Consider the following 18,059-nt stretch of genomic DNA (forward strand, 5'->3'; position numbering starts at 1 on the left):
TTCACCTCCCCCTATGGGTTCCCCAATTGATGCGATTCTGCTCTTGCACCAACACAGCCTTCCCTTCATTGAACACTTCGCCAGCGAGAGTGATTTTCGGATCATTCTCGATGCGCTCGATCAACTCAGGGACAGATTGTGGCTTCGTTCCGTTATTGCGAACCTTTGTTATGGCACTGGCGAATTCCTTGTTGATCCCCAACAACTTCCGCAGTTTCATCGCATCATAAGAATTAATATATACCTCGGGTGCACTACCTTCGCGCGTAGGTGGAGGTTCAAGAATCCCTGAGTCGTGCTTATGTGGCGCGACAGGCGTCACCTCATCCCAGCGCTTTTTGCTGCGATCATAGTTATAGGTTTTCCATTCCGCCTCAATGGTTCGAGGAAATCCCTCTATCTCCGCCTTGTGGTACGTCAGGTTAATTTTATAAGAGATCATGGTTAGCTTGTCGTCGCGAGTATCATCCTCTTCTGCAATTCGCGCCTCCGCGAACTTCTCGATCTTCTGATAGAAGTCAGGATTATTCACTGTACTTCTCGCGGGGACAAGGTTTGACCCCTTAGCCGGCCCACCGAGTGCGGCTGGAAGCATATGCATGCGAACCCAACGCCCCTTGGGGTGACGCTGATTCAGGTCGTTCTGCAAGATGTACTGAAACGGCTTTGGAATCTGCAGGTGCGCATCCTGATTTATCCATTCCCCGTGCTTCTTTGCCCACAGCCTATTGAGGTACTTAGCCTCGAAATTACTAGCCAATTGGTCGTCGTTGAAATCGGGCGCCACGGGTGACGGGAGATCCGGGTCTTTCTGCTCCTCCAGGTAGTTCACGTAGGTTTTGTACGAGTTCTGGTCGTGAGCGACGATGTGCTCTTCTTCTTCGTGACCCGTATTGGAAATTCGGTCCGGATTCAGTGAGGCGATCACCGAAAAGTTTTTCCCGCCACGTTTTTCGAGGCCGGTAAGTCGATACCAAGACTGAAGCCTGTCAAGCATCCCCTGGAAATCTTTCTCAACAATTCCAGGGAGAAGCTTTTCATTAATGCGTGGCCGAATCCGGGCGATGATCTCATCCAGCCGGTCCTCCTTGGACTCCTTTGAGTCCTCCTCCTTCTTCTGCCTGTCCTTGTCCGGCTTGGACTTGGGCCTGCCCGGGCCGCTCTTGTCGGGGTGGGGCTTGCGGTTGTTTGGGCCTTTCTTGTTCGGCCGCCTGCCGGAGCCGTCCTTGTCGGGTTTGGGCTTTCGGGGGCCTGGCTTGTCGCCGTCCTTGTCCGGCTTGGGCTTCTTCGGCTCGCCCTTGTCGGGCTTGGGCTTGGTCGGGTCCTGGTCCTTGGGGTCCTTAGTCGCGGGCTTTTCGTCGTTCTTCGGCCTGTTCTCCGAGCCCTTGTCGTCCTTGGAGCTGCCCGGGGATTTGTCGTCCTTGGGGGCGGGCTTGGTCTGCGGCTCGGGCTTCGGCTTTGCCGGGGGTTCCGGCTTGGGCCTGGGTTTCGGGGATGGGGTTGGGCGGGTGTCCGGGTGGTCTTCCTCGGGCTTGGGTTTGCCGTTCTTGTCCTTCGTGGTGGGGGATGGGGTCTTGGTGTCGTGTGTGGGCTTGGGCCTGCCGGGGGTTTCGGGCCCGGGCTTGGTTGGGGGATGCGATTGCGTTGTGGGCTTCCTGGGCGTCGGTTCGACACCCGGCTTCGGTTTCGTGGTCGTTGGCGTTGACGTGGGGCGCGTCGTCGTTTTCGGTGCGGCCGGCTGCTCGGGCTTCTCGTCGGGCTTCGGCTTGCCGCCCCGACCGCCCGCGCCCTCCCCATCCGCGCCGCCCTTGCCTCCCACCCCGCCCTTGCCGCCCTTGCCGCGGCCCAGCTTCGCGGCGATGGCCTTGAAGCGTCGGCCCACCTTCGCGACGTACTTGCCGATGCCGGACAGCAGCGCCTGGTAGGCCAGTTCCAGGAGCGCCACGATGCCCGCCGCGACGGCCTTCGCGAAGAGGAGGCCCGCGCCGCCCATGCGGACGAGCTTCAGCCAGTCGAGGACCGCGCCCATCGCGCGCAGGATCGCGCCGAGCGAGCCGATGGCCGTGCGGATGGCGTCGATGACGGCCATCACCCAGCCGGCTCCCGGGATCAGCTTGGCGATGACCTTCGTGATGACGATCTCGCCAATGATGAAGGGGAGTTGCGGGACGACCGCGTCCCACGTCTCCTTGACGATCTGCTCCAGCGTGAAGCCGCCCTTGAACAGCTTGTCCAGGATGGCCTTGGGGACGCCGATGATCTCCTGGATCTTGGACTGGAACCACTCCTTGACGGCTGACTTGACCTCGCGGAAGAGGTGGTTCTTCGCACCGTCCACCGCCGAGTTCTTCGCACCGCTCAGCCAGCCCCCGGGGTCGGAGAGGAAGTCGACCGCGATGAGCATGAAGTCACCGAGCGCGCCCAGCAGTTTGGAGGCGAAGTCCAGGACCTGCTTGACCGCGTCCACGACGGCCTTGACCACATCGAGCAGCGCCTTCTTCAGGACGTCCAAGATGCTGCTCAGCAGCTTGCCGAGGGCGTTCAGCAGGTCGGTGATGGCCTGCTTGAGCATGGTGGCGAGTTTGTTGACGAGGGCGATCGCCGCCTCGATGAGTCCCGTGATGAAGTTCCGGATGCGCTTGGCCAGGGCGATGACGGCCCGCACCATCGCCTTGGCGAACTCGATCAGGTCGTTGATGAAGTTCTTGATCGCGTCAACGATGGCCTTGCGGGCGTCGTTGATCCAGCGCTCGACCGTGTCCTTGAAGTTCTTGATGAAGCCGACGACCGCGTCACGCGCTTCCCTGATGACGCGGACGATCGCGTTCTTGATCTCGATGACCTTCTCTTTGATCCAGTCGAAGGCCTTGGTGACCCAGTTGCCCGAGTCGCTGACACTGGCGTCGCGCTTCTTCTCGGCATCCCGCTCGGCCCGGTCGCCCCTGTCCCGGATCTTCTTGTCGCTGTCGTCCTTCTCCTTGTCGACGTCCTTGTCGGTCTTCTCTTCTTTGTCCTTGACGTCCTTGCGGATCTTCTCGTGGCGCTCGGTCTTCTTGTCGCCGAGTGACTGGAGCTCCTTGTCCTGCTCCGTGCGCCAGTCCGCGCGCTTGGCGGTGACCTCCGTCATCGCCTTCTGGCGCTCGCCGGCCTGGCTCTTGGTGTTGGTCGCGATCTCCGCGTTGACCTGCTGCTTGTGCTTCTGCTGACCGTTCCGGAAGTCGCGGTCCTTGGCCTTTCGGCCCTCGGACATGCTCTTCTGGCCGTCGGAAAACGCGGCCTGGAACTGCGGTCCGCGCTCGTGCTCCGCCACTTCCGACGCGGCCTCGGGCGGGACCGCCCCGGTCGCCGCACCGCCCTGCGGCGCACCGCCGCCCCCGCCGCCCTTCTGACCGGGGACCTTCGCCTCCATCTGCTCCTTGGGAGCGTCGGGGTAGACCTGGTCCTCGCCCATGCGACGGCCGGCATCATCGCGACCCGCGGCGACGGTTTCCTGGCCCTTGGTGTCGACGGCGGAACCCTGCTCACCGGCCGTCTGGTCGGCGGCTCCCTGCATCTGTACGCCCGGTGCGTTACCCGCCTGGGCCTGCTTCAGCGCCTCGTCCTTGGTCGGCAGCCCGGCGAACTTGGCGGCCAGTTCCTGCGCGTCCACCTTGAAACCGACCCAGCTCAGGAGCTTGCCGACGCCGAAGCCCAGGGCCATCTTGAACGTGTCCCAGCCGCCGGGCTCCTCGGCCTTCTCCGCCTCGATCTGGCCCTCGGGCTCCTTGGCGCCCGTGACCTTGGCGTCTTCCTTCTCCGGCGCCTCGGACTTCTGGGCCGGATCCTGCGAGTACTGGCCCGGGGCGTCGGTCGTCGGCTTGCCCTGGAGGGTCTGCGGTGCGCCCGCCGGGCGCTGCATCGACGGTGGGGCGGCAGTGAGCGCCTTGTGTTCGTCACCGACGGTGCGGTCCACCGAACCGCTCACGCCGGTCATGGCCTGGAGGGCCACATGGGGCTTGAGTTTCGAGGCGGTGGACAGGCCCGCTTCCGGGGAGACCTGGGAGAGGTTGGGGGCCGGTGCGGAGCCCTTCTTCTTGCCCTTGGCCGGGGTGGACGCCTTGCCGCCGCCTCCACCCGCGCCGCCACCACCGCCGGGCGGTGTCTTGGGGGTCGGTGCCGACTTGGGCGTTGTGGGCTTCGCTCCCGACGCGGGCTTGGCTGCCGGTGTCTCCTTCGGCGGCGCGGGCGCGGGCGCGGGGGCGGCGCTCTTCTTGGGTTCCGGGGCGGACGGCGCCGGCTCCGCAGCCGGTGCCTCCGTACGCTCCGCCGGCATGCTGGGCTCGTTCTGCGCCCCGCTGCTCGCCCCACCCGGCGTATCCGCGTTGGACCCGCCCGTGACCTGGGTGTCCCGTGCGGGTGAGGGGGACTGTGCGTCGGCCGTCGGCTCGCTCTTGCCCGCGGGTGCCGCGTCCGTCTTCTTCTGCTCCTCCTTGGCCGCGGGCTCCTGCCCCGCCGCCTGACCGCCCGCCGCCTGCTGGGAGGCCTGCTCCTGCGCACCGCCCGTCCGGTCGCCTGCGGCAGAGGTGCCCTTCTCCTCTTTCGCGGCCTGTTCCTGCGCCTCGCTGCCGCCTTCGGACGTGCCCGTCGCCTCCTGCACGGTCATCTGGGCGACGACCGGCCCGTCCTTGGGGTCGGCTCCGCTCTTCGGGTCCCGTGTCGTGGCCGGTCCAGTCCGACTCTCGGCCGCCTGTTCCAGGGCGAGACCGTCGGGGCCGCCGTCTCCCTCCGGACCTTCGTCCGGCTCGGTCGACGGTTCGGTATCGGTGGCCGAGTCGGCGGCGTCCTCCTCGGGTTCGGCCTCCGCCGCCTCGTCCTCGGCGTCCTCCGCGTCCCGCTCGGCTTGCACCTTGTCGGCGTTGGTCACCGGTGGGGCGGGGAACGAGGGGACCGGCGGGGTGGCCGACGAGGCGGGGTCGAGCTTGTCCGCGGTGGGGACGCCGGACACATCGAGGTCCTGCTCCGGCAGGAAGTCCTCCGGCTGGAGCTTGATGTCCCAGGCGCTCTTCTCCTCGCCCCCGACATCGACTTCCGACTCGCTGCCTGAGCCGAACGGATCTTCCTCGACCCGCTCCTCCGGGCCGCCGAGATCCTGCGCCCGTACGCCGCCGAGGGTGGAGACCGGGCCGGGCGGCTGGGTGTCCTGACCGGATGCCGTCGGCGAACCCGTGGGCTGTTTTTCCGACCCCCGCTTGTCCTCCTCCTTAAGCTGCCGGCCCGCCACGAGCGCGTCGACCGCGCCCGGACGGTTCTTGGCCGCCGACTCGTCCTCGCTCAGCGTCGCGACGCCCTGCTCCTCCTGCTCTTCCTTTCCTCCGCTCCCTTCCTTGTCCTTGTCGGAGCCCTCGGACCTCCCTTCCGAGGGCGAGGAGGACTGCTGCTGGGACTGGGGTTGGGACGCGGCGGCCGGTGCCGCCGAAGTGGCGGGGGCCGGTCCGCCGGATTGCCCACCGGGCGGAGAGTTCCCGTCCCTACGCGCGTCGGCGCCGGTGCCCGGCTTCTGCTTCTGGTCCCCGGCCTGCCGTTTTGGCTGCGGTCCGTTGCGCGGGGTACTGCCCGGGGCGCCCTCCTCGGTGGCCTGGTCTTCCTCCGGGCCCGGCGCCGGGGGGATCCGCCGCTCTTCCTCGCGCTTCTCTTCGGCCCTCCGCCGCTCCGTCTGGCGCTCGAACAGCAGCTCCTCGGCCTGATCCGGCTCCACCGTCGGCGCGTCCAGAGATTCCCGCTCCAGGTTGCCGTCCGCCCCGACCTCGTCGACGAAGTCGAGCACCCGCTCGTGCTCCGAGCTGAGGAGCCTGGTCTCCAGGCGGTCGAGGACCGCGTCCTGCACCTCGTCGGACATCCGCGCCAGTTGCATACGGGTGCGCTTCGAGCGGTCTTCCGGATCGCCGCGCAGGGAGCGGATGACGTTGTTGGCGAGGCGGTCGACCAGGGTGGCCGGGTCGAGCTTCTCCATGCGGTTGCGGTCCGCGTCGACCGTGGCGTAGCGGAGCCAGCCCGGGGTGGCGGACTCCTGGGGTTCCACGTACGTTTCCGGCTGACCGTTACGTACGAGTTCCTGCGCCGCGCCCTCCGCCTCGCGTTCGATGGATTGCTGCGGGAGGCTCACCGCGCCCAGGTCGCGGCCCGCGCGGAGGGTGCCGAGGCCGTGGGGGTTCTGGACGGTGTGGAGGAGTTCGTGGGCCAGGAGGCGTTGGCCTTCGGTCGTGCCGGGGCGGTAGGTGTCCTCGCGGAAGAAGATGTCCTGGCCGACTGCCACCGCGTCCGCGCCCAGCAGCTCGGTGAGGTGGCCCGCGTCGCGGTCGGTGTGGAGGCGTACTCGGCTGAGGTCGTGGCCGAGCTGCTCTTCGAGGTCGCGGCGGACGCTCGGGTCGAGGGGCTGGCCCGCGCCGCTGACGATGTCCTTGGGCTCGGGCGTACGGGCCTTGCCGGCCCGTTCCTTGCGCTTGCGGCGCTTGGCGGACTGCGATGAGCGGTCGTCCCGGATGGTGGACGGTGCGTTGCTCATGTCCTCTCCCGCCCCCTTCCGGACAGACCCGCGTGCACGGCTCGGGCCAGCGCCTCGCCCAGCCGGGACGGGGAGGTGGTGGCGGGGAGTGGAGGGAGGTCGGACAGGGTGTCGAAGGCGCGGTCGCTTCCGGTCATGGCCAGGGGGACGCCGCGTTCCTGCACGAGGCGGGTCAGTTCCGTTCGGAAGGCCGCCTCGACCCGGTCCGGGTCGACCCCCGGGCCGAAGCCGGACAGGGCCAGTTCGGCTATGTCCACCCGTACAGTGCGCGGCTCCTCTTTCAGACCCATCCGTGGACCTCCGAGGGCGTGAGCGAACGGTCCAGCTTCAGGTACTCCGTACGGGCCGCCGCCAGCATGTGGCGCATCTGGAGGCGGTCGCCCTCCTCCGCGGCGAGGAAGGCTCCGGAGAGGGCGATGTTGCGGATCGAGCCGCCCGCGACGGTGAGTTGGGCGAGGCGTCCCGCGTCGATGTCCTTCATGGGGGCCCGGGCGGGGAGGACGCGGCGCCAGATCTCGGCGCGTTCGGTCTCGCCGGGGAAGGGGAAGTCGACGACGAAGCGGATGCGGCGCATGAAGGCCGGGTCGAGGGCCTTCTTCATGTTGGTCGTGAGGATCGCCAGACCCCGGTAGGCCTCCATCCGCATCAGCAGATAGCTGACCTCCAGGTTGGCGTAGCGGTCGTGGCTGTCCTTGACCTCGCTGCGCTTGCCGAAGAGGGCGTCCGCCTCGTCGAAGAGGAGCAGCGCGCCGCCGCGTTCGGCGGCGTCGAAGACCTTGCGGAGGTTCTTCTCGGTCTCGCCGATGTATTTGCTGACGACCTGGGAGAGATCGATGATGAACAGGTCCAGCCCCAGCTCCTTGGCCATCACCTCGGCTGCGAGGGTCTTGCCGGTGCCGGAGCCGCCCGCGAAGAGGGCGGTGACGCCGAGGCCGCGGCGCAGGGTCTCGGCGAAGCCCCACTCCTGGTAGACGGTGCCACGCTGCCGTACGTGGGCGACGATCTCGCGCAGGATCCGCAGCTGCCGTTCGGCCAGCACCAGGTCGCCCCAGGCCGCCTCCGGTTCGATACGGCGGCCCAGTTCGTCGAGGCCGATCCGGGCCTCGGTGAGCCCGGCGCGCCAGGCGAGTTCGGTGGCGTCTCGCTCGTCCTCGTCGGGGAGGTCGCGCCGTACGGACGCGGCGGCGGAGCGGATGACGTGCGGCGGCAGCTGGAACTGGGCGACCAGGGAACGGAGGTGGGCCTCCTCGACCTCGGGTACGTCGGCGAAGGCGTCGGCCCAGAGGCCGTACTGCTCCTCGTCGCCGAGCCGGGGAACGGTGACCCGCTCGCCGCGTGGCTGGTCGGTCTGGCGCGGGTCCTGGCTGGAGACGACGAGGGGGACGGCGGCGGTGGCGAGGAACGCGTCGGTGGCGGCGGCCTGTTCGCGGTCCAGGTCGCCGGTTTCGAGGAGGAGGGCGGCGGGCAGCAGGATCGCCTCCCGCTGCCAGAGGCGGGCCAGGCGGTCGCGTTCGGCCGGGTCGGTCGGGACGTCGTCGGCGGCCATCGCGTACAGGCCGAGCCCGGAGCGGTGGGCGGCGGCCGCGGCGATGTCCGTACGGCTGCGCAGGTCGGCGCCGACCAGCTCGACGCGGAGCGGGGCGTCGGGCCGGGACTCGGCCCATCCGGCGGCGACGCGGCTCGCGGCACGGTCGTAGGAGGCGGGCAGTGCCCGGGGGGCAGGGGCGCGGCGCAGCAGGCCGTGCAGGCGGGCGTCGAGGTAGGGGGATCCGGCGAGGAAGTGCAGGATGCGCTCGTCGAGGCGGAGCCGGGTGGTGGTCAGCCGGGTGTCGTCCTCCAGCTCCACGAGCCGCCAGCGGCGCAGCGGGGCGACGGGGGTGAGCGCGCTCCAGTGGGGCGCGGGGAGGGCGGCGAGGGCGAGGGAGAAGGTGGGGTACGTGCGCGCCGGGTCGCCGCTCGCGGCCGCGCAGCGGGCGGCGGCGGTCGGCTCCAGCTCGGCGGCGGCGGCCAGCAGGATGATGTCGCGCTCGAAGGGGCTGAGGCTGAAGCAGGTGACGAGCGCGTCCAGGGTGCTGGGCGTGGGTGGCGTGGCGGGAGACGCCGCGCCGGGGGCCGGTACGGCGGGGGCGTCGGCTCCCTCCGCGCCCTTGGGCTGCCGGTGTTCGGGCGGCGTCGCGGCGGCGGGGTCCGGGGCCTGGCGGGGTGTGGCGGTGGCGTGCGGCGCGTCCGGGGTGCCCGTAGCGGTCGTCTCCCCGCCGCCTCCGGTCCCGGCGGCGGCGCGGCGGGCGTGGGCGTCTACGCGGGCCAGGACGGCCTGGACGGCGGCGGCCAGCGCCAGGCCGTCGTCCACGGCGGCGTCCGCCGTGCCCGTCGCGCGGGTGTCGTGCGTCGTGCCCATGCCCTCCCCTGCCCCCGTCCCTCGTCGCACCGCGCCTCAGCTCTCCTTGCTGTCGGACGACCCGGCCGCGCTCGGTCCGTCCGAGCCGCCCGCGTCGCCCGACGCACCCCCTGAGCCGCCTGATCCGCTCTGCCCGCCGCCGCGCGGCCTGCCACGGCCGGTCGCCTTGCGCGTGCGGGCGGGTGAGGCAGCGGACTTGGCGCCGCCGGTCTTCGGTGCGGTGCGCTTCTTCGCGGGCAGCCGGGCTCCGGCCTCGGCGGCGGTGTCCGCCCGGTCCTGCTCGGCGGCCGAAGCCTCGCCCTCCGCGGGGGCAGACGGGCGTGGAGGGGCAGGGGACTCGGCGGACCCGTCAGCCGAGCCCGCCCCCGGCCCCGCCTCCGCCAGGGGCCCCGGCGGCTCCGGCGCGCCCGGGGCACCGAACGGGGCCACCCGCACCGTGTGCCGTTCCACCGGCTTGGCCGGGACCGGCTTCTCGCGGCCCTCGATCAGGACCAACGCGCCCTGGTAGCAGACCGAGAGGCTGTACGGCGTCTGGTAGAGCATGCCCCAGAGCTTCGAGGTCTCGTCCACGTCCATCTGCGTGGGTGTGAAGCGCACCCGCTGCACCGACTCGGCCAGGTCGCTGCCCTCCAGATACGGGACCCGGGCCGCCTCCTCGATGCTTTCCTTCGGCAGGACGGGGATCTCGTGCAGCGTGCGCACCACGCACCCGATCAGGCGCTGCCCGACCAGCTCGGCCTCGTCCCCGTAGGCGCTGATGAGGTAGTGCAGGTCCATCGCCGCCGCCGGACGTTTGAGCAGCGTGCCGTCGGAGGCGCGGGTCGGCAGGTCGTTGTGGCGCATGGACCCGTTCGGCGTGACCTGGTAGAGGAAGACGTTGATCGTCGGGTCGAGGGGCGGTTCGGCCGGGGGCTTCTTCGTATCGACCGTGACCGCCATGTCGATCTCGGGGCTCAGGTTGTTCGCGATCAGCAGCGCCAGGGCCTTGGTGACCGTCGCGAAGGCGAGTCCGTTGCTCATGTGTCGTCAGTCCCTCTTCTCGCCGCGCGCCAGGTAGTCGTCCAGGCTGAGGGCGGGCTCGCGCCGGCCGGCCCGCTCGGGGCGGGGGGCCGGGCGGGGGCCGGACGGGTCGGCGGCGCTGACCTCGAGTCGCCCGATCTGTACGTGGACGACGCGCTCGGCGGTCTTGGGCCGACGCCGTCCGGCGGCGGCCGAGCGGGCGGCGGCGCGGTCCGGCCCGGCGTCGGCGGGGCGTGTCGGCAGCGGTGCGCCGAGGGACGGGCGGGCGGCTGCCGGGCCCATGGGGTGGGCGGTGGGGGCAGCGGCGCGCCGTGGCCCGTCGGGGGCGCCGCCGGGTGCGGCGGACCGCCGCTCGGGGCGCGGGGCGCCCGGGGGCGCGGGGCGCGGCCCGGGGGCGAGCGGGGTGGCGGGGCGCAGCAGCGGGGCGGGGGTCTCGGCTTCGGCGGGGCGGGCCCCCTCGGCGCGCGGGGCGGGCCCGGTGTGGCGTACGACGGTCTCGCGGTCGGTCCTGATCTCCCGCACGATCTGCCCCTCCGGCGCGGGTACGGAAGGGGGCGGTGCGGCAAAGCGCGGCGCGGGCTCGTCGAAGAGCGGTTCGGGGGCCCGTAGCGCCTCGATCCGTTCGAACGGCCCGGGCAGCCGGGGCCGTACGCGCGGCGTCGCCGAGCCGTGAGCGGCGGCGGGGGCGTGGCGCGCGATCAGCCGGTCGAAGTAGTCAGCCATCTGCGCAGAGCTCCAGGTAGTAGCGGCGCCGCAGCGGGCTGAGCGCCAGGATCTCCGGCTCGCTCCAGCCGTACGCGGTGGCGAGCAGGTGGACGTCGAGCAGCAGGTCCCGTGCCCAGGAGTCGAGTTCGGTCCAGAGGTAGGAGGCGATGTCCAGCTCCGCCCGGGTGGCCTCGCCGCACTCGGGGCAGGCCACGTTCAGCGTCACGTCGGCGGCCGGGTCGGCGGCCGCCGCGGCTTCGGCGAGCCGCCGCCGCAGGGAGCCGGGCAGGGCGGACGGCAGCCGGTCGGCGGGGACCGGCCGCCCTGCCCGTACGGCCGAGACGGTGCAGCGGGCCAGGAGGTCGTGCGGGGCCTCGGACCCGGCGCCGGCCGCCGCCTCGATGTCGGCGACGGTGGGCGGCCGGAACTCCACCACCCACTCGCCGTCCGTCACGCGAAGGGGCCCGTCCGGCTGCTCCGGCCCGACCGCCGCCAGGTCGCGCGCGTCGAGGTCGAACTCCATCGCCTCGCCGCACGCGCCGCACTCCACGCGCGTCTGCATCCGCTCGCCGAACAGCGCGCGGCGCAGGGCGAAGAGATCCGCCTCCCGCTCCCCCACCGGAACCGACCGCAAGGCGTCGGTTCCGGACTCCGGGCGGGCCGCCCGGTGCAGCAGCAGGGCGCGGCCCTGGCCGTGGTGCGTCAGGCCCGCCTCCCAGATGGCCAGCAGCTCAGCGGGCCCGGTCCCCGTGTCCACCATCCCTCAAGCCCGTTTCCGTTCCGTTCGATTCCGTTCGGTTCCGTTCCGTAAGGTTCCGCTTCGTTCCCGTTGTCGCCCTAAGCGGGGTGGGTGAAGGACGGCTCCTCCGGTTCCGGAACCTCGTAATCCCGTTCCCAGCCCTCGCATTCGAGCTTGAGACTCTGAATGGCGACCGCGTTGGCGTTGGCGTCCAGCTCGCCCAGCACCTGGTATTCGCTGGGCCAGGCCCGGTAGAGCTTGTGCGAGACGGCGACCTGGCCCGCCTCGTTGAGGACCTGGACCACGATGTCCTTGCGGAAGTCGGCGAGTGAGACCTCGGAGCCGAGCCCGGCGCCGACCTGCCACACCTTGTTGGCCCAGCGGTCGAATTCGGGATCGTGGGTGACGCCGCGCTCCAGGGTCACTCCCTCGAATTCGGAGCGGCCCGGGGACTTCCGGGGTGAGCTGGGGTCGCCGCCGTGCCGGTGTTTGACCACCTCGGTGGTGCGCTTCAGCGGGCTGATCTTGCTGATGCCAGCGACCGTACGACCGTCCCAGAGGACCAGAAACTTGAAGTTCTTGTACGGGTCGAAGCGATGGGCGTTGATCTGAAACTCTGCCATCACATTCCTAAATCTCGAACTGTCCGGCCATCTGCTGGATCTTGACGATCACGAACTCCGCGGGCTTGACAGGCGCGATGCCGACCACGACGTTGACGATGCCGCCCGCGATGTCCTCGTCGGTCGTCGTGTCCTTGTCGCACTTGACGAAATAGGCCTGGCGCGGGGTGGTGCCCTTGAAGGCGCCCTTCTCGAAGAGGGTGTGCAGATATGCCGACGCGTTCAGCCTGATCTGCTGCCACAGCTGCTCGTTGTTGGGCTCGAAGACGACCCACTGCAGTCCGCGGCGCAGGCTCTCCTCGATGTGCAGGGCGAGCCGCCGGACCGGTACGTACTTCCACTCGCTGTCGGACGCGTCCGAGCCCTCCAGCGTGCGCGCGCCCCACACCAGCGGGCCCACCAGGGGGAAGGTGCGCAGGCAGTTGATGCCGAGGGGGTTGAGCAGCCCGTTCTCGCGGTCGGTCAGCTTGACGGTGAGCGAGCGCACCCCGGCGAGCCGCGCCTCGGTGCCGGCCGGGGCCTTCCAGACGCCGCGCTCGCCGTCCGTACGGGCGATGACGCCGGCGAGCGCGCCGGACGGCGGGAAGGAGCGCAGCCGGCCGGTGAGCGGGTCGGTGAGCTGCAGGTGCGGGAAGTACAGACCGGCGTGGTTGCCGCGCACGGGTTCGAACGCGGCGATCCCGGCGCGCGCGGCGTCCACGCTGCCCCAGGCCGAGGGCGAGTCGACGAGCAGGAAGATCCGGCGTTCCTGGCAGAGCCGCTGGGCCGCCGAGATGACGGTGACCATGTCGTCGACGGACTCGTACGAGGCGAGCTCCGGCAGCGACAGCAGGTTGACGTCCTCGATGTCACGCAGCGCCTGGAGGCCGGTCTTGCGGGCCTCGCCGCCGATGAGGTCGCCCGGGCCGGGCAGGCCGCCGTCCTCACCGCCCGCGAGCGGGAAGACGGGCGGATTGACGGAGGCTTCGAGGCCGAGGTCGTTCGCGCACTCCCCCAGGAAGCGCACGACGTCGTCGGGGTCGACGGACCCGGCGACGACCTGGAGACGGCGACCGAAGGCGGTGACCTGCACTCCCGCGTAGGCGTGCCGGCCCGGCGCGTCGGGCAGCGCGCGAAGCTTGTGCTCCAGGAGCAGGGCGAGTTCGGTGACGTCGCGGGGCGCCTCGCCGTCGCAGTCCGGGTCGTGGAGCGTGAACTCGCGCTCGACGTCGCCGATCTTGACGGTCAGTTCGACGTTGAGGTCGGGGAGTTCGTCGGCGAACCGCTTGGACACGGTGCCGGACGGGTCGGGGCGGCCCTCGCCGACGGCCTTGACGCGGATCAGGCCGGAGCCGGAGCCTACGACCGTCTCGACGTAGCGGCCGTGGCCCGCGTCCATGGACAGGCCCGAGAAGGTCTCGCGGGCGGTGCCGCGCGCGTCGAGGACATGGAGGTTGAAGGTCTCCTCCGGGCGCCTCGTGTCGTAGTCGATGGCCAGCCGCAGACCGGAACCCCATACCCCGGGCTCCTTGGCGTGCACCTCGAGCACGGGGCATTCGCTGTGCCCCTCGGTGGAGTGGAGCGTGACGCGGGCCGCCTTGCCGGTGCCCGCCTTGGCCACCCGGACGACGACGGCGACGGTGCCGCCGTTACCGAAGAACTGGTGCACGGCGTAGCCGACCGCGCTCTGCGAGGTGAGGCCGCCGAATCGGCGTTCGAAATCGGCGAAGCTGGTGATCCGCACGGGGGTGTTCAACGGACCCCGGCGGGTGTGCCCTACGAATGCGGTCACCGATGTGGTGACCGAGGCGACGGTACGTACGCTGCTGGGAAGTTCTTCGACGTAGACGCCGGGATAGCCCGCTTGTGTCGGCATTCCCCCTCCATTCTCTGCGCGCACCAAGAGATGAGGAGAGGAAGTGAAGAAAGCGCGAGCATGGTGCCGTCATGCACACACTTTCTCCACCAGTTCCCCCGTCGCACGCCCCCCGCGAAATCGGTATCGCGAGACCCGGCACGTCGCTTGCGGCCCTTGATGCATGAGTGCCACTGGGAGTTTCGAACGCGGCGGAATGAGGGTCAAGAAGACTTTCTGGCCATCCCGTACGGCAATGAGACGGGGCGCGAACTCGGCCGACGTCGCCTGAATGAGAACCATATGACCTGACGTGTCCCGCTTCACGATGCATGATCATTTTTTTGGCGGGCACACCGAGGCGACAAGAACAAGCCGAATAACCCGCACCTCGGCGCGCCAATTTGTGACCATGAAAACGTCGGGATAAAGCCCTCTAAGGGATCATGGCAGCGCCCGATTCAGGGAAAGCAAACGCGCCCAGTGGTCCGACCAATGGCACTCGTGAAATACACCTCAGGCGTCCTGCGGGTACCAGCGCAGTTCCACGGTGTTGCCGTCCGGGTCCGCCACATAGAGGGAAACCGCGGTGCCCCGGGCACCGAAGCGCTCACCGGGGCCGTCCAGCACCGTGAAGACGCCGGAGTCGATGACCTGCTGCCAGTCGGTCGGCTCGACGACCAAACAGATGTGGTCGACGTTGGAGCCTTCCGGCCGCCCGTCGGGCGCCTGGACGAGGTCGATGATGGTGGTGGGGCTCACCCGTACGGACGGGAAGGAGACCTTGCCCGCCCTCCACTCCTCCAGGCGCACCGGTTCCAGGCCCAGCGGACCGGTGTAGAAGGCGAGCGAGCGCTCGGTGTCGGCGACGTTCAGGACGAGGTGGTCGAAGGCGATCACGCGCATGGGTTGTCTCCCTGGGGTCGGGGCGCCGGGGCGCCGGTCGGTGCTCCAGCATCGCCGAGCAGGGATCCATCGGTCCAACACATGCTTGTCATGCGATCCATCGTGTTTCACGATGAATCAATGGACCTCCAGCAGATGCGCTACGTCCTCGCGGTGGCGGAGACCGCGAGCTTCACCCGCGCCGCCGAGCGGTGCCATATCGTCCAGTCCGCGCTCAGTCACCAAGTGGCCCGGCTGGAGAAGGAATTGGGCGCCCGGCTGTTCGAGCGGACCAGCCGCCGGGTGCGGCTGACCACCGCCGGAGAGGCGTTCCTGCCCGCCGCCCGCCAGGCCCTGGAAGCGGCCGAGCGGGCCCGGGCGGAGGTGGCGGCGGCCACCGGCGAGATCCGGGGCAAGCTGGCCGTCGGCTCGATCTCCACCGTGGCGGCCGTCGACCTCCCGGCCGTGCTGCGGGACTACCGCCTGCGCTACCCCCAGGTGCGGATCAGTCTGCGGGTCGACTCCAGCGAAGGACTCGTCGAGCAGGTGCGCGACGGCAGACTGGACGCGGCGTTCCTCGGCGTACAGCCCGGATTCCGGCCGCAGGGCGTCCGTGACCGGGAGCTCGCCAACGGGCAGCACGTCGCCGTGGTCGCGCCGGGCCACCCGCTGGCCACGGCACAGGAGGTGGACCTCCGTCTCCTCGCCGAGGAGGTGTTCGTGGACTTCGCCGCCGGCAGTGCCGCCCGCGCCCAGTCGGACGAGGCGTTCGCGGCGGCCGGCCTGCGGCGCGAGGTCGCCTTCGAGGTGTCCGGCGTCGAACTCGTGGCCCGGATGGTCCGCCACGGCTTGGGCATCGCCCTGCTGCCCGCGCCGTTCGCCGCCGAACTGCCCGGCCTGCGGAGCGTGCCGGTCACCGATGGGCCGGTACGGGTGGAGCGCCTCGCCTGGAGCCGGTTCACCCCGTCCCCCGCGGCCTCCGCCTTCCTGTCCCTGCTGGGCGTCGACACCTCACCCCCGGCCGGATGACCCCCGTGGGGGTGGCCGCCGACGGCCGCCTCCCACCGGCGGGTCCTCGCCGGGCCGGTCCGGGCCGGCGCCTGACCTTCCGGACCGGCGCCCCGGGCTCCCCCGCGCCACCGTCCCGGCACTCGCCGCACCGACGCAGCCGAGCGCCACCCACTGCTCGGGCCGCAGGTGCTCGGCCGGCACGACCGTCCCGGCCAGGCCCGCCGTCGCGGGTTCGAGGCCGGCCAGGACGGCGACCGCCCGTGCCGGAAGGCGGCGCAGCGCCGCGAGTTCGAGCGAGTACGGCAGCACCGCGGACAGCACGGCGGCCCCCAGGCCGATGGCCAGGGCCCGGGGTGCCAGGAGCGCCGTGCCGTTCTCCCACACCCCGAGGGGCACGGTCAGTACGGCCGCCCACGCGACCGCGGACGCCAGCGGGGCACCGCCGGTGTCCCGGCCTCCGGCACGGTGGCTCAGCAGGAAGGAGCAGGCCATGGAGGCGCCGGATGCCAGCCTGATCAACAACGCGGGCATCATGAGCCGCGAGCTGGTGCGTGATCCCGCGGCTACGAAGCGGTGTAATGCTCGCCTACGGCCGGTCCAAGACCGCCAACGTCCTGTTCGCCGGGGAGCTGGACCGCCGATGGGCCGACGACGGCATCCGGGGCCACTCCCTGCACCCGGGCCAGATCGTCACCACCCGGCCGGCGTCCTGGCTGGGCGAGGACGAACCGCGCCCCATCGGCCTGATCGACGATGCGGGGCAACCGGTCATCGACCCCGACCGTGACCAGAAGACACCGCAACAGGGCGCCGGCACCAGCGTGTTCGCGGCGACCAGCCCGCTGCTGGCCGACATCGGCGGGGTGTTCCTGATGGACAACGACATCGCGCCACTGGACGACCCCGAGGCCGTCGCCGGGCGCGGCATCGGGCCCACGACGGGCGTGATGCCGCACGCCGTCGGCCCGGATTCGGCACGGCGGCTGTGGGAGCTGAGCGACCGGCTCTGCTTCCAGGCCGACCACGGCTGAGGCCCGGTTGAGGCCCGGCTGAGGCCCGGCTGACGCGCGAGGAATGTCGATAGCATCGCGGGGAGACGACAGCGGCCGACCAGCCTGTGAGGGAGTACCGACGTGCGACTCAGCCCGCGAACCGTGCGCGAAATCGATTCGCCGATGGGTGCGACATACGCCCTGCTGGCGGGCCGCAGCGGCGAGCGGGCGCTGCTCGACCTGGCCCAGGCCGCGCCGAGTTACCCGCCCGCGGCCGAGATGATCGAGCACGTCGCCACGGTCGCGCACGAGCCGAACGGTGCTGCCTACGTCCCGGCGCCCGGGCTGCCCCGGCTGAGGGAGGCGTTCGCCGCCGACCTCAGCCGGGGGTACCGGAGCCCGGTGGGGGCCGACCAGATGGTGGTCACCGCGGGATGCAACCAGGCGTTCTGTCTCGTCGCCCAGGCGCTCACCGAGCCGGGCGACGAGGTCATCGAAGTCCTGCCGTACTACTTCAACTACGACATGTGGCTGCGCATGAACGGCGTCGTGCCGCGCTACCTGGAGCCCGGCCCGGATCTCGTGCCGACCCCGGAGGCTGCCGAAGCGCTCATCACACCGCGCACCAAGGCGATCGTGCTGGTCACCCCGGGCAACCCGAGCGGTGTCACCCTTCCGCCGGACGTGCTCGCCGGTTTCTACGCGGTGGCGAAGCGGCACGACATCGCGCTGATCGTGGACGAGACCTACCGCTCGTTCCGCGACACCGAGCAACCGGCACACGAGCTGTTCGCCGAGCCGGACTGGGCGGGGACCCTGGTGAGCCTGCACAGCTTCTCCAAGGACCTCGCCATCCCCGGCTACCGGGTGGGCGCGGTCGTCGCTTCGCCGGAGCTGAACCGCGAGGTGATGAAGTTGCTCGACTGCGTGGCGATCTGCCCGCCGCGCGTAGGACAGGAGGCCGCCTGGGCCGGGCTGACCTCGGCCCAGGAGTGGCGGCGTGCGCGCGCGGACGAGGTGACGGACAAGCGGCGCCGGCTGGAGACCGTGATGGCCGACCGGCCGGGCGGTTTCGAGCTGCTGAGCCGCGGAGGGTTCTTCGGCTGGGTCCGCCACCCCTTCGCCGGGCGCGGCACCGACGACGTCGTGCGCGACCTCATCACCCGCTACGACACGCTCGTCATCCCGGGCACCGCCTTCCTGCCCGACGACCGCCAGGTGTTCCGGGTCAGCTTCGGCAACGTCGACCGGGCCGGGCTCACCGAGTTCGCCGGGCGGCTCCAGCTGATGGCCGAGGGCATCCCCGGCTGA

At 70.5% G+C, this 18,059-nt stretch carries 13 protein-coding genes; 3 read left to right on the forward strand and 10 right to left on the reverse strand.

Translation table 11 applies throughout. The annotated features are described in order from the left end of the window. Position 1 precedes the first annotated feature (1 nt). From ACFZCY_RS13915 to ACFZCY_RS13955, 9 genes are all read right to left on the reverse strand, one after another. Complete coding sequence (locus ACFZCY_RS13915; RefSeq protein WP_391172263.1) at positions 2-6,541, reverse strand: DUF4157 domain-containing protein; 6,540 nt, start codon at positions 6,539-6,541, stop codon at positions 2-4. Further along, positions 6,538-6,831: a hypothetical protein gene (locus ACFZCY_RS13920; protein ID WP_391172265.1), complete on the reverse strand. Its 294-nt coding sequence runs from the start codon at positions 6,829-6,831 to the stop codon at positions 6,538-6,540. The genes ACFZCY_RS13915 and ACFZCY_RS13920 overlap by 4 nt, the downstream gene beginning before the upstream one ends. Further along, positions 6,822-8,939 carry an AAA family ATPase gene (locus tag ACFZCY_RS13925; protein ID WP_391172267.1) on the reverse strand — a complete coding sequence of 706 codons (2,118 nt, stop codon included), beginning with the start codon at positions 8,937-8,939 and terminating at the stop codon, positions 6,822-6,824. Before ACFZCY_RS13925 ends, ACFZCY_RS13920 begins: the two co-directional genes overlap by 10 nt. 36 nt (positions 8,940-8,975) lie before the next feature. Then, positions 8,976-9,959, reverse strand: a complete 984-nt coding sequence (locus ACFZCY_RS13930) for a Pvc16 family protein (RefSeq protein WP_391172269.1) — start codon at positions 9,957-9,959, stop codon at positions 8,976-8,978. Between the two features lie 6 nt (positions 9,960-9,965). Beyond that, on the reverse strand, positions 9,966-10,682 hold the full coding sequence (locus ACFZCY_RS13935) for a hypothetical protein (RefSeq protein ID WP_391172272.1): 717 nt from the start codon (positions 10,680-10,682) through the stop codon (positions 9,966-9,968). Next, a complete protein-coding gene (locus ACFZCY_RS13940) occupies positions 10,675-11,424 on the reverse strand; it encodes a hypothetical protein (RefSeq protein WP_391172274.1) in 750 nt (249 codons plus the stop codon). The genes ACFZCY_RS13935 and ACFZCY_RS13940 overlap by 8 nt, the downstream gene beginning before the upstream one ends. Positions 11,425-11,501: 77 nt before the next feature. Beyond that, a complete protein-coding gene (locus ACFZCY_RS13945) occupies positions 11,502-12,026 on the reverse strand; it encodes a phage tail protein (RefSeq protein ID WP_055554563.1) in 525 nt (174 codons plus the stop codon). 7 nt (positions 12,027-12,033) lie between these two features. After that, positions 12,034-13,881 (reverse strand): phage tail sheath C-terminal domain-containing protein, encoded by a 1,848-nt coding sequence (locus ACFZCY_RS13950; RefSeq protein ID WP_391172277.1) that lies wholly within the window; start codon positions 13,879-13,881, stop codon positions 12,034-12,036. Between the two features lie 495 nt (positions 13,882-14,376). Continuing rightward, a complete protein-coding gene (locus ACFZCY_RS13955) occupies positions 14,377-14,766 on the reverse strand; it encodes a VOC family protein (RefSeq protein WP_391172279.1) in 390 nt (129 codons plus the stop codon). A 120-nt stretch (positions 14,767-14,886) separates the two neighbouring features. Between ACFZCY_RS13955 and ACFZCY_RS13960 the strand changes: the two genes are divergently transcribed. Continuing rightward, a complete protein-coding gene (locus tag ACFZCY_RS13960; protein WP_391172281.1) occupies positions 14,887-15,774 on the forward strand; it encodes a LysR substrate-binding domain-containing protein in 888 nt (295 codons plus the stop codon). On the opposite strand, the gene ACFZCY_RS13965 is transcribed toward ACFZCY_RS13960, so the two are convergent. Next, complete coding sequence (locus ACFZCY_RS13965) at positions 15,757-16,278, reverse strand: EamA family transporter (RefSeq protein ID WP_391172283.1); 522 nt, start codon at positions 16,276-16,278, stop codon at positions 15,757-15,759. The two genes, ACFZCY_RS13960 and ACFZCY_RS13965, sit on opposite strands and share 18 nt — an antisense overlap. A 56-nt stretch (positions 16,279-16,334) precedes the next feature. Between ACFZCY_RS13965 and ACFZCY_RS13970 the strand changes: the two genes are divergently transcribed. Both ACFZCY_RS13970 and ACFZCY_RS13975 read left to right on the forward strand, forming a co-directional pair. Further along, positions 16,335-16,787: a hypothetical protein gene (locus ACFZCY_RS13970; RefSeq protein ID WP_391172285.1), complete on the forward strand. Its 453-nt coding sequence runs from the start codon at positions 16,335-16,337 to the stop codon at positions 16,785-16,787. A 102-nt stretch (positions 16,788-16,889) separates the two neighbouring features. Further along, positions 16,890-18,059: an aminotransferase gene (locus tag ACFZCY_RS13975; protein ID WP_391172287.1), complete on the forward strand. Its 1,170-nt coding sequence runs from the start codon at positions 16,890-16,892 to the stop codon at positions 18,057-18,059.

The organism is Streptomyces sp. NPDC007983 (genome assembly GCF_042958345.1).
Lineage (GTDB): Bacteria > Actinomycetota > Actinomycetes > Streptomycetales > Streptomycetaceae > Streptomyces.

Excerpts from the sequence above, each read along its gene's own strand:
- ACFZCY_RS13915 (WP_391172263.1), bottom strand. The coding sequence starts at position 6,541 with ATGAGCAACGCACCGTCCACCATCCGGGACGACCGCTCATCGCAGTCC.
- ACFZCY_RS13920 (WP_391172265.1), bottom strand. The coding sequence starts at position 6,831 with ATGGGTCTGAAAGAGGAGCCGCGCACTGTACGGGTGGACATAGCCGAA.
- ACFZCY_RS13925 (WP_391172267.1), bottom strand. The coding sequence starts at position 8,939 with ATGGGCACGACGCACGACACCCGCGCGACGGGCACGGCGGACGCCGCC.
- ACFZCY_RS13930 (WP_391172269.1), bottom strand. The coding sequence starts at position 9,959 with ATGAGCAACGGACTCGCCTTCGCGACGGTCACCAAGGCCCTGGCGCTG.
- ACFZCY_RS13935 (WP_391172272.1), bottom strand. The coding sequence starts at position 10,682 with ATGGCTGACTACTTCGACCGGCTGATCGCGCGCCACGCCCCCGCCGCC.
- ACFZCY_RS13940 (WP_391172274.1), bottom strand. The coding sequence starts at position 11,424 with ATGGTGGACACGGGGACCGGGCCCGCTGAGCTGCTGGCCATCTGGGAG.
- ACFZCY_RS13945 (WP_055554563.1), bottom strand. The coding sequence starts at position 12,026 with ATGGCAGAGTTTCAGATCAACGCCCATCGCTTCGACCCGTACAAGAAC.
- ACFZCY_RS13950 (WP_391172277.1), bottom strand. The coding sequence starts at position 13,881 with ATGCCGACACAAGCGGGCTATCCCGGCGTCTACGTCGAAGAACTTCCC.
- ACFZCY_RS13955 (WP_391172279.1), bottom strand. The coding sequence starts at position 14,766 with ATGCGCGTGATCGCCTTCGACCACCTCGTCCTGAACGTCGCCGACACC.
- ACFZCY_RS13960 (WP_391172281.1), top strand. The coding sequence starts at position 14,887 with ATGGACCTCCAGCAGATGCGCTACGTCCTCGCGGTGGCGGAGACCGCG.
- ACFZCY_RS13970 (WP_391172285.1), top strand. The coding sequence starts at position 16,335 with ATGCTCGCCTACGGCCGGTCCAAGACCGCCAACGTCCTGTTCGCCGGG.